Genomic DNA, 13,984 nt, shown 5'->3' with positions numbered 1-13,984 from the left:
CGGAGGGGGAGCGCGATGGCGGGGTTTCTGGCCCGCAGGCTGCTCAACTACGCCGTGCTGGTCGTAGTGGCCGCCAGTCTCGCCTACCTTCTGGCTGCCACGGCTCTCAATCCCCGCTCCAACTACGCGGACCGCACGCCAAAACCTCCGCCCGCCGTCGTGGACGCGCAGCTCACGGCGCTCAACCTCAACGACAAGACGCCGCTGCTGCAGCGCTACGCCACCTGGGCGGGCGGGGTGATGCGCGGCGACTTCGGCAAGTCCGTCGGGGGCGCCCCGGTCAATGAGGATCTCAAGCGGCGCATGGGTGTGACGGCCCGGCTGGTCGTGCTGGGGATGCTGTTCGGGAGCCTGCTCGGGGTGCTGGTGGGCGCCTTCGCGGCGGTCCGCCAGTATGGCTGGTTCGACCGGATCTCGACCGCCCTGTCCTTCGTGGTGCTGGCCGTGCCGGTGGTCGTGCTGGCCAACATGCTGATCCTGGTCGCCGCCTGGGCCAACGAGAACGTGTTCGGCCGCTCGGTGTTCCTGGTCAGCGGCGAGTACACCGACGGACTGGAGGCCGGGTTCTGGGGGCACGTGGTCGACCGGCTGCAACACCTGATCCTGCCGACGATCTCGCTGTCGGTGGGGCTCGTCGCGGTCTTCAGCCGCTACCAGCGCAACATGATGCTCGACGTGCAGGGCGCCGACTTCGTCCGCACCGCCCTGGCCAAGGGGCTGAGCAGGCGCCGGGCGCTCGTCAAGCACGCGCTGCGGACCGCGCTCATCCCGGTCGTGACCTATTTCGCGTTCACGTTCGGGGCGCTGCTGACGGGGGCGACCTTCACCGAGAAGATCTTCGGCTGGCACGGGCTGGGTGAGCAACTGATCAACTCCATCTTCAGCAACGACGTCAACACCGTCGCGGCCATCTCCCTTCTCGCCGCCGTCGCCGTGCTGTGCTCCGCGCTGGTCTCCGACCTGCTGCACGCGGCGCTCGACCCGAGAGTGCGGGCGTGATGACGCTTTCCGACGAGGAGCTCGCCGAGGAGCTGACCGACGGCACGGCGGCCACGGCGCCGTCCCGGCTGCGGGTGGTGGCCGGGCGGTTCTTCCGCTCCCCGCAGGGGCGGGTCGGGTTCGCGGTGCTGGCCGCGATGTTCCTGCTGGCGTTCGCGGGGCCGATCTTCTCCAGGTGGACGTACACCGACAAGGACTTCACCGCGTTCATGCAGCCGCCGTCGGCCACTCACTGGTTCGGAACGCTCCAAACCGGCGCCGACGTCTACGCGGTCACGCTGCGCGGCATGCAGAAGTCGCTGGTCGTCGGGCTGCTCGCGGCCCTGATCTCCACGGCGCTGTCGGCCGTGGTGGGCGCGTTCGGGGGCTACTTCCTGGGGTGGACGGACCGGACGCTGAATTGGGTGACCGACCTGCTGCTCGTGCTGCCCGGCTTCCTCATCCTGGCGATCATGTCGCCGCTGTTCGAGACCGGGCAGTGGCCGCTGTTCGTGGTCATGCTGGCGTTGTTCCTGTGGATGGTCACCTCGAAGATCGTCAGGGGCATGACGATCTCGCTGAAGGAGCGGGAGTTCATCCAGGCCGCCCGCTTCATGGGCGTGTCCCCCGTACGGATCATCTTCCGCCACGTGATCCCCAACCTGTCGTCGCTGCTGATCGTGGACGCCACGCTCAACGTCAGCAGCGCGATCCTCACCGAGACCTCGCTGTCGTACTTCGGGTTCGGCATCCAGCCGCCCGACGTGTCGTTCGGGACGCTCATCGCCGACGGGTCCAGGACGGCGGTCTACGCGCCGTGGACGTTCTGGTTCGTGGCGGGGCTGCTGGTGGTCACCGTGCTCGCGGTCAACCTCATGGGCGACGCGCTGCGTGACGCGTTCGACCCCTCGACCTCGCGGAGGAGGCGGCGATGAGCCCGGTCCTCGAGGTCACCGACCTCAACGTGTCGTTCGGCGGCGTGCCGGCCGTACGCGGGGTGAGCTACCACGTGGAGCCCGGCGAGGTCCTGGGCATCGTCGGCGAGTCGGGGTCGGGCAAATCGGTCACCTCGGCGGCCGTCATGGGGCTGCTGCCGCCCGGAGCGCGCGTCACCGGGTCCGTACGGCTGCACGGCAAGGAGCTGATCGGGGCCCCCGAGCGGGAGCTGACGTCCTTCCGCGGCAAGACCATCTCGATGGTGTTCCAGGACCCGCTCTCGGCGCTCACCCCCGTCTACCGCGTCGGCGACCAGATCGCCGAGGCGGTGCGCGTGCACCAGCGGGTGAGCAAGGAGACGGCCATGGTCAAGGCCGTCGAGCTGCTGGAGCTCGTGGGCATCCCGCGGCCGGCCGAGCGGGCGCTGGCCTTCCCGCACGAGTTCTCCGGCGGCATGCGGCAGCGCGTGGTGATCGCGATGGCCATCGCCAACGACCCCGACGTGATCATCTGCGACGAGCCGACCACCGCGCTCGACGTCACCATCCAGGCACAGGTGCTGGAGGTGCTGAAGAAGGCGCAGCGGAAGACCGGCGCCGCGATCATCATGATCACGCATGATCTGGGGGTCGTGGCCGGGTTCGCCGACCGGGTGCTGGTCATGTACGCCGGGCGTCCCGTCGAGGTCGGCGACGTCGATGACATCTACTACGGGATGCGGATGCCGTACACGGTGGGCCTGCTCGGCTCGATCCCGCGCGTGGACCGGGGCGCGCGGCAGCCGCTGGCGCCCATCGAGGGCAGCCCGCCCTCCCCCGAGGCGCTGCCGCCGGGGTGCCCGTTCGCGCCGCGCTGCCCGATGAAGATCGACGCCTGCGACGAGGGCGAGCCGCCGCTGTTCGACGTGGGGGCGGGGCACCGGGCGGCCTGCATCCGCTGGCAGGACGTACGCCCCCGCGAGCCCGTCCTCGTCCCCGTCGAACCGGGACGGCGCGAGCGCGGCGAGCGCACGGTGCTCGAGGTGCACGGCCTGGTCAAGGAATATCCGCTGCTCAAGGGCGCGATCTTCAAACGCAGGGTGGGCACGGTGCACGCGGTGGCCGGGGTCGGCTTCGACATCCGGCAGGGCGAGACGCTGGGGCTGGTCGGCGAGTCGGGCAGCGGCAAGACGACCACGCTGACGCAGATCCTGGAGCTGGCCGCGCCCCAGAGCGGGCGCATCGTCGTGCTCGGACGCGACACCGCGCGGCTGAGCGGCCCCGAGCGCAAGGCGATCCGGCGCGACATGCAGGTCGTCTTCCAGGATCCGCTGGCCTCGCTCGACCCGCGCATGACGGTGCACGACATCCTGGCCGAGCCGCTGCGTACGCACGGGCGGCGGCGCCCCGGGCGGCGCATCGCCGAGTTGCTCGCCCTGGTCGGGCTCGACGCCTCCCACGCGGCCCGCTACCCGCAGGACTTCTCGGGCGGCCAGCGGCAGCGCATCGGCATCGCCAGAGCGCTGGCCCTGGAGCCCCGGCTGCTGGTGCTGGACGAGCCGGTCTCCGCGCTGGACGTGTCGATCCAGGCCGGGGTGATCAACCTGCTCGGCTCGCTGAAGGCCCGGCTGGAGCTGTCCTACCTGTTCGTGGCGCACGACCTGGCCGTCGTGCGGCACATCGCCGACCGGGTGGCGGTGATGTATCTCGGCAGGATCGCCGAGATCGGCCAGGTGGACGCCGTGTTCGACGCCCCGGCGCACCCGTACACGCAGGCTCTGCTGTCGGCGATCCCGCTGCCCGATCCGGTACGCGAGCGCGCCCGGGAGCGGATCCTGCTCGAAGGCGACCTGCCCAGCCCGGCCAACCCTCCGACGGGCTGCCGATTCCGCACCAGGTGCCCGAAGTTCCGCGGCGAGCTCACCGACGAACAACGCAGGCTCTGCGTGGACGTCGAGCCCGAGGTGCGTCCGTTGGGCGAGGACCAGGGGGCGGCCTGCCATTACGCCGAGAGGCGCGAAGTCGTATAGACCTCGCTCTGACCAGGAGGAATTCTCTCGATGAAAGCATCACGTCTTGTCGTGGCCGCCGTTGTCACGGGCTCGTTGTGCCTGGCGGGCTGCGGCAAGGGCACGGGGAGCGGGCCGGGCCGGGAGAGCGGCGGTGACGAACGTACGATCAAGGCCTACGACATCAACCCGCAGCCGCGCGACAAGGTCAAGGACGGCGGGACGCTGCGGTGGGGCATCAACGAGTTCCCCGCGCAGTGGAACAGGAACCACGTCGACGGCAACCTGGCCATGGCCGCCGTGGTCAGCAACGCGCTGCTGCCCTCGCCGTTCCATTCCGACGAGAAGGCGGAGATCTCGGTCGACCGCAACTACGTGCTCGACGCCGAGGTGACCGCCCAGCGGCCCAAGCAGGTGGTCACGTACAAGCTGAACCCGAAGGCGAAGTGGTCCGACGGGAAGCCAATCACCTGGGCCGACTACGAGGCCCAGTGGCACGCGCTGAACGGGCGCAATCCGGCCTTCCACATCGCCTCGTCCACCGGCTACCAGGACATCGAGAAGGTGGCGCGGGGGAAGGACGACTTCGAGGTGGTGGTGACGTTCGACAAGCCGTTCGGGGACTGGCAGGCGCTGTTCGGGCCGCTGCTGCCCGCCGCCACCAACCGGACGCCCGAGGCCTTCGACAACGCCTGGCTGAACAAGATCCCGATGACGGCCGGGCCGTTCAGGTTCGGAGGGTTCGACCAGACGGCGAAGACGATCACGATCGTGCGGGACGACTCGTGGTGGGGGAACCGGGCGAAGCTCGACAAGATCATCTATCGGTCGTCGGAGCAGGACTCGCTGATCTCGGCGTTCAGCAACGGGGAGCTCGACCTCATCGACGTGGGGCCGTCGGCGCCCGACTACGCGCGGGCGAAGGGCACGCCTGGGGCGCAGGTGCGGCAGGCGGCTGGCCCCGATTTCCGGCATTTCACCTTTAACGGGTCCAGCGAGCTGCTCAAGGACCGCAACGTCCGGCAGGCCGTCCAGCTGGGCATCAGCCGCCAGGCCATCGCGCAGTCGGACCTCCAGGGCCTCGACTGGCCGATCGCCCTGCTGAACAACCACTTCTTCATGAACACCCAGGAGGGCTACCAGGACAACGCCGGGAAGCTCGGCGCGTACGACCCCGGTCAGGCGCGGCGGCTCCTGGACGCGGCCGGGTGGAAGCTGAGCGGCTCGTTCAGGCAGAAGAACGGCAAGGTGCTGGAGCTGCGGTTCGTGGTGCCGTCGGGGGTTCAGATCAGCAAGGCGGAGGGGGAGCTGGCGCAGACCATGCTCGCCCAGATCGGCGTGAAGCTGACCATTCAGGCCGTGCCGAGCGATGACTTCTTCACCAAGTACGTCATCCCCGGCAACTTCGACATCACGCCCTTCGCATACATCGGGACGCCTTTCCCGGTTTCCAGCAGTTTCGGGATTTATGCCAATTCCGCCGATGGCAAGACCTGGAACGCGAACTTCGGCCGTACCGGCTCGCCCGCCATCGACCAGGCCATGAACCGCGCCGCCCAGAGCCTCGACCCGGTGCGGGCGCGCGCGGCGGCCAACGAGGCGGATGCGCTGATCTGGCAGGAGGTCAACGTGCTGCCGCTCTACCAGCGGCCGCAGAACGTCGCCGCCCGCCAGACGCTGGCCAACGTGGGGGCCCGCGGCTTCTACGACCTCCGCTACGAGGACATCGGCTTCACCGGCTGACCCGTTCGGAAGTGTCGGCGGCCGGGTGTAGAAGTGGACGCGTGACTACCAAGCTGACCTGGCCGCAGATCCTGGCCTGGCGCCTGCGCAGACAGTTCGTGAGCGAGCCGGACGCGCCCGACCCCGTGGCGGTGGCCCGGCGGCTGTGCGGCGTCCAGGCACAGGTCGCCTCCTCGGCCCAGCTCGCGGTGGCGGTCCGGAGCGACAAGCCCGACCCGGGCGGCATCGACCAGGCCCTGTGGAGCGACCGCACGCTGGTCAAGACGTGGATCATGCGGGGCACCCTCCACCTCCTCCCCGCCGACGAGCTGGCCGACTTCTGCGCGGCCCTGGGCACGTTGCGCTTCTGGGAGAAGGGCTCGTGGCAGCGCGGCCACGGGGTCACCGCCGACGAGATCGCGGCGATCATCGACGCGGTCCCCCGCGCCCTGCGCGACGGGGCGCCGGGCGGGCCGGCGCTGACCAGGGAGGAGCTCGTCGACGCCGTGGTGACGGTGACCGGGGACGCTCATCTGCGGGAGGCGCTCACGTCCGGCTGGGGTGCCCTGCTCAAGCCGCTGAGCCGCCTGGGCGAGCTCTGCTACGGCCCGCCCCGCGACGGCAGGGTCACCTTCACCTCCCCGCGCACCTGGCTCGCCGGATGGCCCGCCGCGCTGCCGCCGTACGAGGAGGCCGGGGTACGGGTGGCGCGCGCGTTCCTGGGGGCGCACGGGCCGGCGACGCCGGAGATGTTCGACACGTGGCTGTTCGGCGGCGTGGCGAAGAAGACGGTGCTGAAGGGATGGTTCCGCGACCTGGCACCCGAGCTGACCGAGGTGGAGACCGACGACGGCCGGACCCTGCTGGCCCTGACCGAGCACCTCGACGACCTCGCCGCCACCGGCCCGTCGGCCGAGGTCCACCTGTTGCCGGGCTTCGACCAGTACATCCTCGGCGCCCCACGCGGCCTCGCCCCGCTGATCCCGCCGCCCCTCAAGCCCAAGGTGAGCCGTCAGGCGGGGTGGATCTCCCCCGTGGTCGTCCACGAGGGGCGGGTCGCGGGAGTCTGGGAGGCCAAGAACGGCCACATCACCGTCGACCTCGCCGCCCCCGTCCCCCCGGGCCCTCTTGAGGAGGCCATCACCCGCATCCGCACCCTGCTCCCGTAACCAGCCCGCGCCCGGGGGCGGGGTGGGTCAGCGGCCGGTGGTGGCCATGATGCGGTCGACGAGGCCCTGGCTGCCTTCCTCGCGCGCACAATGCGCACAGCAGTACCAGTGCTCGCCCGACTGCACCCCATGCCCGATGACCTTGGTGCCACAGTGCTCGCAGATGGGCGCCATCGCCTCGATCGCACACTGGAAGCAGTCGAAGGTGTGCACAGCTCCCTGCGCATGCACCTCGAACGCCATGTCGTAGTCATTTCCGCAGGTCTCGCAGACAGCCATGGTGATCCCTCCTACAGTCCATTCCGCCGGGGGGATACCCGGTTCTATGGCCTCTCTTCCTCAAAGGCCCACCAATTTCCCCAAATGTCCCTCGGAATCGGTCAGGGCCGGGCGAAGCGGGCCACCAACGGCAGGCCCAGGAGGCCGAGGAGGGCCAGGGCGGAGGGCAGGCCGAGCCATCCGCTCAGAGCCGCGACGAGCAGCGGGCTGATCACGAACCCCGCGTACGAGATCGTCGACACCCCCCACACCAGCGTTCCGCTCGGGTCGTCGGCGGCGGCCCGGCTGAGGAGGGCGGGCACCAGCGGGCCCAGCGCCAGCCCGGTCGCCGCGAAGCCCGCCATCGAGGCGAGCACGGTGCCGCCCAGCCCCGCCAGGGCGATGCCCGCGCCGCCGCCCACCCCCGCCACCAGGTACAACGCCCGCAGCGGCACCCGAGGCAGCGCCTGCACGATGAGCCGCCCGGCCGTCAGCGCCGCCATGTAGACGGACGGCGCGGCGCTCGACACCAGGGGCGTGGCCCCACGGTGCTCCTCCAGCAGCAGCACCGACCACTGCTCGACCGAGTTCTCGATGACCAGGACGCAGGCGGCCAGCGCCCCCACCACGACCGCGGCGCCCCACAGCGCGCGCCTGTCCGGGCCGCCGGACGAGGCGGACGTTCCCTCGCCCGCGGGCAGCGCCAGCACTGTCAAGGACGTGGCGATCACGATCACGGCGATGATCACGATGACCGTCCCGACGCTCAGACCCAGGGATCGGGCCAGGCCGGTGGCGGGGGACGCCGCTATGACGGCGACCGGGAAGGCCGCGTGGACGGGCTGGAAGAGGCGGCGGCCGGTCTCGCGCTCGGCGCGCCCCGTGGCCAGGTTCAGGGCGATGTCGAGCGCCCCGCTGGTCGCCCCGACGAGCAGCAGCGACAGCGCGAGCTGCCAGGGTGTGGCCACCAGCCCGATCCCGGCCACGCTGAGCCCGAACAATGCCGTCGTCACCAGCAGGGCGGTCCGCTCGCGCCCCCGCACCAGCCGCCCGGCCAGCGCCATCGCGGGCAGGGCCCCCACGGGTACGGCGCTCAGCGCGAGTCCCAGGTCCCCCGCCGAGATGCCCAGCTCCACCTTGATGGCAGGCAGGAGGGCCGACCAGGAGCCCCAGAACACGGCCCAGGCCGCACACACCGCGATAAGCGGCATTTACCACAACCCCTTGATATTTCGGTCAAGGCACAGTAAAGATCGACGTTGTCCTTATTACCCCTGCCGAAGGGAAGCTCGTGCTCACCCGAACGGTCATCGCGACGGCCTTGGTCGCGGCCGGGATCGTCGCCACCCCCTCCTCCGCGTACGCGGCCACGGCCCGCTTCACCCCCGAGCGGGTCTGCGGCCCCGGCTTCCATCGTGTCAAGGACGGCCAGCGGGCGATGAAGACCCGCGAGGGCGCGGTGCTGGGACAGGTGTACCTGATGTACAACAAGCGGAGCGGCAAGAACTGCGTGACCGCCATCAAGAGCGCGTACACGGGCACGCGCACGGTCACCGGCGCCTACCTGGAGGTCAGGGGCGGCGGCCGGGCGGAAGACGTGCAGAAGTACCGCTTCTACGCCGAGACCGGCCACATCGACGGCAAGTGGAAGTGCGTGAAGTACGCCGGCTGGACCCGCGACCCGGACAACCGCGTCGAGGCCTGGGGCGGCCGCAAGACCTGGGGCAACTGCAAGGGTTGAGGTCCCTGGAGGGCGGCGTCCCGTCAGGGGCAGACGTTCTGGTACGGCACGCCGCCCAGGTACCGGGCCCACTCGTCGGCCGACAGCGAACGCCCGGCCCGCGCGCACACCTCCTGCGCGACCCGTTCACTCCGCACGGGGATCGCGTGCAGGGCCTCGTCGGTCCCGGCGTGCAACGTCTCCCCGTCCGCACTGAACGCCAGCGACACCGGGCCGTCCCCCAGCCGGTAGGACCCGCCGAGCCGCCGCCTGGTCTCGACGTCCCAGAGCTGGAGCGCGCCTTTCTCCGTGACGGAGGCCAGGGTCCTGCCGTCGGGTGAGAAGGCCAGCAGGAGGAGTTCGTCGGCGGCCCGGGGCAGGGCGGGGCTCAGCCGGGTCGGCCCGTCCACCGACCACAGCCCGATCCGCCCGGTGGCCGCCTCGTTCACGGCCATGAGCCCGTTCCGGCTGAACTCGATCGCGTTCGTGGCCCCGAACCCGGCCCCCACGGGCTTGCCGGTGCGCAGGTCGACGAACCTGCCACCGAGCAGCGACGCGTACGCCGTGCCGCCCGGCAGCAACGGCCCGCCCTGGTACCTGGTGTCGGTCGAGCTCAGCACGCGGCCGTCGGCGGCGTCGAGCACCACTTCCTTGGCCACCGGGTTCTGGGGGAACACGACGTTCGTCACCAGCCGCCGCCCATCCCGGGTGAAGTGCACGTCGGTGACGGCGCCGGCCGGCTTGGACACCCGCGTCGACCAGAGCTTCGCGCGGGTCCGCGCGTCCCAGAGCGCGATCGTGCCGTTGGCGTCCGAGACGGCCAGCCTCGTTCCGTGGAACTCCTCGGGCTCCCCGTCGTCATCGCCGACGGGAAGGCTGCCGGTCTCCTTGCCCGCGCGCACGTCCCAGATCCGAAGCCGCTTTCCGGCTTGGAGCGCCGCCCACCGGCCGTCCGGGCTGAGGAAGGCCGAGCCCGGCGTCTGCGTCACGTGCGTACGCGACCGCAGGTCCAGGCCGACGACGGCGTCGTCCACGACGTACCGCAGCGTCCTGCCGTCGGGGTCGAAGGCGACGTCGGCCAGCTCGCCCTCGGCGCGGTAGCCGAGTGCCGCCCGCCGGGTGCGCAGATCCCAGACCTGCACGTCTCTGCCGCGGTAGGCCGCGAGGTGGCGGCCGTCCGGGCTGAAGCGCAGCTTGCTTTCCGATCCGCAGACCTCGCAGGTCAGCGGGTAGCCGAAGGCCCGGCCCGAGGCGACGTCCACGAGCGCGACCTCGGTCCCGTTGCCGCAGGCGAGCGTCCTGCCGTCCTGGCTGAACGCCGCCAGGTCGGGGTGCGTCACGCAGGCGCGGAAGGGCCGCTCGGCCCGCCAGCCCGGCAGCGAGCGCTGGTCGAAGCGGGCTCCCGGCAGCAGCAGGTGCCTGCCCGAGGGGTCCACGAGCGGATCGTTCACCGCCACCTCGCCGCGCTGTTCGAAGACGCCCTTGCCGAACCGCCTGCCGGTGGACACGTCGAGCAGGTAGTAGATCTCCTGCCTGGCGTACATCAGCGTGAGCGTGGTCTCGTGCTCGCCGAACACGGCGGTGTATTCGCCTTCGAACGCCGGTGGAATGCGCCGTTCGAGGAGCTTTCTGCCGGTCTTCAGGTCCCAGACACCCAGCTCCTCCGTGGAGGTCTCGGCCAGCAGCCGGCCGCTGCGGCTCAGCGCGGGCGTGCCGGTGATCGTCCCGTTCACCTTCATCTCGGGCCAGCTCGCCGTGCGCTCGTGGGTGCGCACGTCGTACACGTTGACCCCGCCCTCGCTGGCGCTGACCAGCGTGCGGCCGTCGCGGCTGAGCAGCCGCTCGGCCGAGCCCTTGACCGGCGGCTCGCGGAAGACGGCGGCCTCCTGCTGCTGCAGTGAGGCGATCAGGCTGGAGCGGGCCTCCGGCTGTGCCGGCGAGACCCGCCAGGCCGCCACGCTGAGCAGCATCGCCAGGGCCGGGTCGGCGGTACGCATGCGGTCGGCCTCGGCGGCCACCTGCTTGGCGGCGAGGATGTCGCGCTGGCGGGCGGTCTCCTGGCGCTGCCGGACCGCCAGCCCGCCGGCCACCAGCGCCACCACGAGCAGCAGGGCCAGCGTGACCGTGGTCAGCGTCCGGCGTCTGGCCCGGCGCCTGGTCAGGTCGGTGCCGGCGCGCAGGAAGTCGCGTTCGAGCGGGGTCAGCGTGACGTGACGGCGTCCGGTGGCGGCCCAGCTCAGCGCCTGTTCCAGGCGGCTGCCCTGGAACGCGTCGGCGTCGCGGCGGCCGTTGCCCGCCCAGTGCCGGGCCGCGGCGTTGACGGTGTTCAGCAGGGCCAGGCCGTCGCGGTCGGCGTCCACCCACATGCGCAGCCTCGGCCAGGCGCGCAGCAGGCCGGGACGCGACAGCGCCACCGAGCCGTCCCCGTCGGCGATCACGTACGAGAACGCCTCCAGCACCCGCTTGACCGCCGCCGACTCGCGCTCGGACCGCCCGCCGAACAGCTCCTCGTACCCGGCCGTCCGCCCCTCCTCGTGCCCGTCCCCGTCCACGGCCACCAGTCGCAGGAACACCTCGGCCGCGACCTCCCGCTCCTCGGGAGCCAGCGACTCGTAGGCGTCCTCCGCGATCGTGCCGAGCGCGGGATCGGCGTGGCCGGGACCGTGCACGTCCCGGGCGGTCCGGCTGCCGGCCGCCAGCAGCCCCCTGATGTCGGAGCCGGTCCCGCTGACCAGCGCGAGCAGCAGGTCGTGGGCCGCGGGCCGGGCCGCCGGGTCCTTGTCGATGGCGGCTTCGACCAGCGCGGCCAGCCGCGGGGGCAGCGCGCTCAGGTCGGGCCGGTGCGAGAGCACCCGGTGCATGACGCCGCCCAGGTTCTCGGCGCCGAACGGCTCGTGCCCGGTCGCGGCGAACACCATGACCGCGCCCCACGCGAACACGTCGGCCGGAGCACCCGCCCGCTGCCCCGTGAACACCTCGGGCGCCATGTACGCCGGCGTGCCCGACACCTCGCCGGTCTTGGTGAGCGACATGTCGATCGTGCGCGCGATGCCGAAGTCGATCACGCGTGGGCCGTCGGGTCCGAGCAGCACGTTGTCCGGTTTGAGGTCGCGGTGCACGACCCCGGCGTCGTGGATCGCGGTCAGCGCCGTCGCCACCGCCGTGGCCAGCCGGTGCAGGTCGTCGCCGCCGAACCGGCGCCCGTCCCGCACGGCCGCGCCCAGGCTCGGCCCCGGCACGTACTCCGAGACCAGGTACGGCTTGCTCCCCTCCAGGTCGGTGGCCAGCACGCGAGCCGTGCAGAACGACGACACCCGCCCCGCCGCCATGGCCTCCTTGGCGAACCGGTCGCGGATCGCGCGGTCGCCGTTCGCGTGCAGCACCTTGACCGCGACCCGTCTGCCGCCGGCGTCGTAGGCGTCGTACACGACCCCCTGCCCGCCCGAGCCCAGCCGCCCCGCCAGCCAGTAATCCCCGATGCGCTGGGGATCCCCCGTTCTCAGCGCCTCCATGGCGGGTTAGATGGCACTTTCTTCGCGGAAGTTGTCACAACTGGGCGGCCCATCCCGTCCTCCTACAAACGAACTGAGGAGAGACACATGACCCAGCGGATCAACGTCGCACAGCAGGTTCCGCAGGCGTACCACCACTTCCTGGCCGTGGAGAAGCTGCTGCACGAGAGCGAGCTGCCGACCACCACCCTCGGGCTGATCAAGTTGCGCGCCAGCCAGATCAACGGCTGCGGCTACTGCGTGGACATGCACAGCCGCGACCTGAAGAAGGCCGGTGAGAGCGATGAGCGCCTCTGGTCGGTGGCCGCCTGGCGGGAGGCGACCGTCTACACGCCGGCCGAGCGGGCCGCGCTCGCGCTGGCTGAGGAGGCGACCAGGCTGGCCGACGGCGCGGGTGTGCCGGACGCGGTCTGGGAGGAGGCCGCGAAGCACTACAGCGAGAAGCAACTGGGACTGCTCATCGTGGCGCTGGCCATGATCAACGCGTGGAACCGGATCGGTGTCACGGCCCGGCTCACTCCCGGAGCATGACATTCGTAGAAATGCATTGAGAGAGTCGGTGGTGGCCCGTTAGGTTGGCGCGCATGGCGGGTGGCAGGCGCCCGTCATGCCACCGGCCGGCGGCGCGGACACGCGCTTCCGAAGGGGGAGGCCATGAAACGCGTCAGAGTCTCGAAGTCGACGACCAAGCGGCCCACGAAGCCGGCTCTGGAGCTGGACCTGCGGACCCCGGCGGGCCGCACACTCCCCTACTGACGTGCTCTCTTTACGCCGGATTTATCGGTCCTTCGGTAGATAACTAGATAACAAAGTCATCACGGGGGACTCACGATGAAGAGGCTTGTGGTGGTGCCGCCACACATCGCCAGGCACAAGGTCCGCGAGATTCCTTCGGCCGACCGCCGCAAACAGCCCGCCGATCCCAAGGTGATCGACCTGCGGGCCTACAGCGGCCGCAACGTCATCCGTTTCCCGGGCGGTCCGACCTCCGCCGCCTGAAACGCTTTGACAGCACCGTCGCCCGGCCCGGGGCCGGGCGCGGGGCGCCGAGGTCATCCGGAGTTGGGCGCGGCGGTTGGGGTTGCGGATTATCTGTGGAGCGGGTGGGGGGTTTTCACCACATTGAGAGCGTCCTTGACGAGCCGCGCGTGGGAGGGCAGGACCTCGGGCTCCCAGCTGTCCGGCTTCCACAGCGAGGAGCGCAGGAACGCCTTGGCGCAGTGGAAGAAGATCTGCTCGATCTCCACCACGAGCGCGAGGTGCGGGCGATGGCCCTTCACGATCATCTCGTCGAAGAACGGGGCCTCGCGGATGAGCCTGGCCCGGCCGTTGATGCGCAGGGTCTCGTTGCGGCCGGGGATCAGGAAGATGAGCCCGACGTGCGGGTTCGTCAGGACGTTGAGGAATCCGTCAGCCCTGCGGTTGCCCGGCCGGTCCGGGATGGCGATCGTGGTGTCGTCGATGACGTGGACGAACCCGGCGGGGTCACCCTTGGGCGAGACGTCGCAGGCGCCCGCGTCGTCCGACGTGGCGATCAGGCAGAACGGGGAGGCCGCCAGCCACTCCCGGTCACGCTCGTGCAGCCGTACGCGCTCCTTGGTCGCCGCCCTCGGCATGACCTCGCCGAGCAATTCGCGTAGCTCGGTCTCGGACCCGATCTCCACCCAGCTCATCTGCTCTCCCTTCGAGGGTTCACCCCATT

12 protein-coding genes are annotated in these 13,984 nt (G+C 70.9%); 8 read left to right on the top strand and 4 right to left on the bottom strand.

Annotation, left to right across the window (positions count from 1 at the left end):
- The first annotated feature begins 15 nt into the window (after positions 1–15).
- Genes ACWEPL_RS33175 through ACWEPL_RS33155 form a run of 5 tightly spaced genes read left to right on the top strand, consistent with a single transcriptional unit; the run spans position 16 to position 6,792 of the window.
- Positions 16–999, top strand: a complete 984-nt coding sequence (locus ACWEPL_RS33175; protein WP_350739178.1) for an ABC transporter permease — start codon at positions 16–18, stop codon at positions 997–999.
- On the top strand, positions 999–1,913 hold the full coding sequence (locus ACWEPL_RS33170; protein ID WP_363966624.1) for an ABC transporter permease: 915 nt from the start codon (positions 999–1,001) through the stop codon (positions 1,911–1,913). The genes ACWEPL_RS33175 and ACWEPL_RS33170 overlap by 1 nt, the downstream gene beginning before the upstream one ends.
- Positions 1,910–3,922: an ABC transporter ATP-binding protein gene (locus tag ACWEPL_RS33165; RefSeq protein WP_363966272.1), complete on the top strand. Its 2,013-nt coding sequence runs from the start codon at positions 1,910–1,912 to the stop codon at positions 3,920–3,922. Before ACWEPL_RS33170 ends, ACWEPL_RS33165 begins: the two co-directional genes overlap by 4 nt.
- A 30-nt stretch (positions 3,923–3,952) precedes the next feature.
- On the top strand, positions 3,953–5,644 hold the full coding sequence (locus ACWEPL_RS33160; protein WP_363966274.1) for an ABC transporter family substrate-binding protein: 1,692 nt from the start codon (positions 3,953–3,955) through the stop codon (positions 5,642–5,644).
- A 41-nt stretch (positions 5,645–5,685) separates the two neighbouring features.
- Entirely contained in the window at positions 5,686–6,792 is a 1,107-nt protein-coding gene (locus ACWEPL_RS33155) for a winged helix DNA-binding domain-containing protein (RefSeq protein WP_363966276.1), read from the top strand.
- Between the two features lie 27 nt (positions 6,793–6,819).
- On the opposite strand, the gene ACWEPL_RS33150 is transcribed toward ACWEPL_RS33155, so the two are convergent.
- Both ACWEPL_RS33150 and ACWEPL_RS33145 read right to left on the bottom strand, forming a co-directional pair.
- A complete protein-coding gene (locus ACWEPL_RS33150) occupies positions 6,820–7,071 on the bottom strand; it encodes a hypothetical protein (RefSeq protein WP_350739188.1) in 252 nt (83 codons plus the stop codon).
- Between the two features lie 101 nt (positions 7,072–7,172).
- Positions 7,173–8,261 (bottom strand): MFS transporter, encoded by a 1,089-nt coding sequence (locus tag ACWEPL_RS33145; protein WP_452438513.1) that lies wholly within the window; start codon positions 8,259–8,261, stop codon positions 7,173–7,175.
- Positions 8,262–8,341: 80 nt separating this feature from the next.
- On the opposite strand from ACWEPL_RS33145, the gene ACWEPL_RS33140 reads away from it, so the two are divergent.
- Positions 8,342–8,791: a hypothetical protein gene (locus tag ACWEPL_RS33140; RefSeq protein WP_350739193.1), complete on the top strand. Its 450-nt coding sequence runs from the start codon at positions 8,342–8,344 to the stop codon at positions 8,789–8,791.
- Between the two features lie 23 nt (positions 8,792–8,814).
- Here the strand turns inward: ACWEPL_RS33140 and ACWEPL_RS33135 are convergent, their stop codons facing one another.
- Complete coding sequence (locus ACWEPL_RS33135) at positions 8,815–12,282, bottom strand: protein kinase domain-containing protein (RefSeq protein ID WP_452438512.1); 3,468 nt, start codon at positions 12,280–12,282, stop codon at positions 8,815–8,817.
- Positions 12,283–12,369: 87 nt separating this feature from the next.
- On the opposite strand from ACWEPL_RS33135, the gene ACWEPL_RS33130 reads away from it, so the two are divergent.
- Positions 12,370–12,813: a carboxymuconolactone decarboxylase family protein gene (locus tag ACWEPL_RS33130; RefSeq protein ID WP_350739199.1), complete on the top strand. Its 444-nt coding sequence runs from the start codon at positions 12,370–12,372 to the stop codon at positions 12,811–12,813.
- Positions 12,814–13,113: 300 nt separating this feature from the next.
- Complete coding sequence (locus ACWEPL_RS33125) at positions 13,114–13,281, top strand: hypothetical protein (RefSeq protein WP_350739201.1); 168 nt, start codon at positions 13,114–13,116, stop codon at positions 13,279–13,281.
- A gap of 89 nt (positions 13,282–13,370) precedes the next feature.
- Here the strand turns inward: ACWEPL_RS33125 and ACWEPL_RS33120 are convergent, their stop codons facing one another.
- On the bottom strand, positions 13,371–13,955 hold the full coding sequence (locus tag ACWEPL_RS33120; RefSeq protein WP_452438511.1) for a pyridoxamine 5'-phosphate oxidase family protein: 585 nt from the start codon (positions 13,953–13,955) through the stop codon (positions 13,371–13,373).
- Positions 13,956–13,984 lie beyond the last annotated feature (29 nt).

The organism is Nonomuraea sp. NPDC004186 (assembly GCF_053603495.1).
Note: the sequence above shows the minus strand (reverse complement) of the source record. Positions and strands in the feature narration are given on the sequence as shown.

Coding starts and splice junctions, on each gene's coding strand:
- ACWEPL_RS33175 (WP_350739178.1), top strand. CDS start 16: ATGGCGGGGTTTCTGGCCCGCAGGCTGCTCAACTACGCCGTGCTGGTC.
- ACWEPL_RS33170 (WP_363966624.1), top strand. CDS start 999: ATGACGCTTTCCGACGAGGAGCTCGCCGAGGAGCTGACCGACGGCACG.
- ACWEPL_RS33165 (WP_363966272.1), top strand. CDS start 1,910: ATGAGCCCGGTCCTCGAGGTCACCGACCTCAACGTGTCGTTCGGCGGC.
- ACWEPL_RS33160 (WP_363966274.1), top strand. CDS start 3,953: ATGAAAGCATCACGTCTTGTCGTGGCCGCCGTTGTCACGGGCTCGTTG.
- ACWEPL_RS33150 (WP_350739188.1), bottom strand. CDS start 7,071: ATGGCTGTCTGCGAGACCTGCGGAAATGACTACGACATGGCGTTCGAG.
- ACWEPL_RS33145 (WP_452438513.1), bottom strand. CDS start 8,261: ATGCCGCTTATCGCGGTGTGTGCGGCCTGGGCCGTGTTCTGGGGCTCC.
- ACWEPL_RS33135 (WP_452438512.1), bottom strand. CDS start 12,282: ATGGAGGCGCTGAGAACGGGGGATCCCCAGCGCATCGGGGATTACTGG.
- ACWEPL_RS33130 (WP_350739199.1), top strand. CDS start 12,370: ATGACCCAGCGGATCAACGTCGCACAGCAGGTTCCGCAGGCGTACCAC.
- ACWEPL_RS33125 (WP_350739201.1), top strand. CDS start 13,114: ATGAAGAGGCTTGTGGTGGTGCCGCCACACATCGCCAGGCACAAGGTC.
- ACWEPL_RS33120 (WP_452438511.1), bottom strand. CDS start 13,955: ATGAGCTGGGTGGAGATCGGGTCCGAGACCGAGCTACGCGAATTGCTC.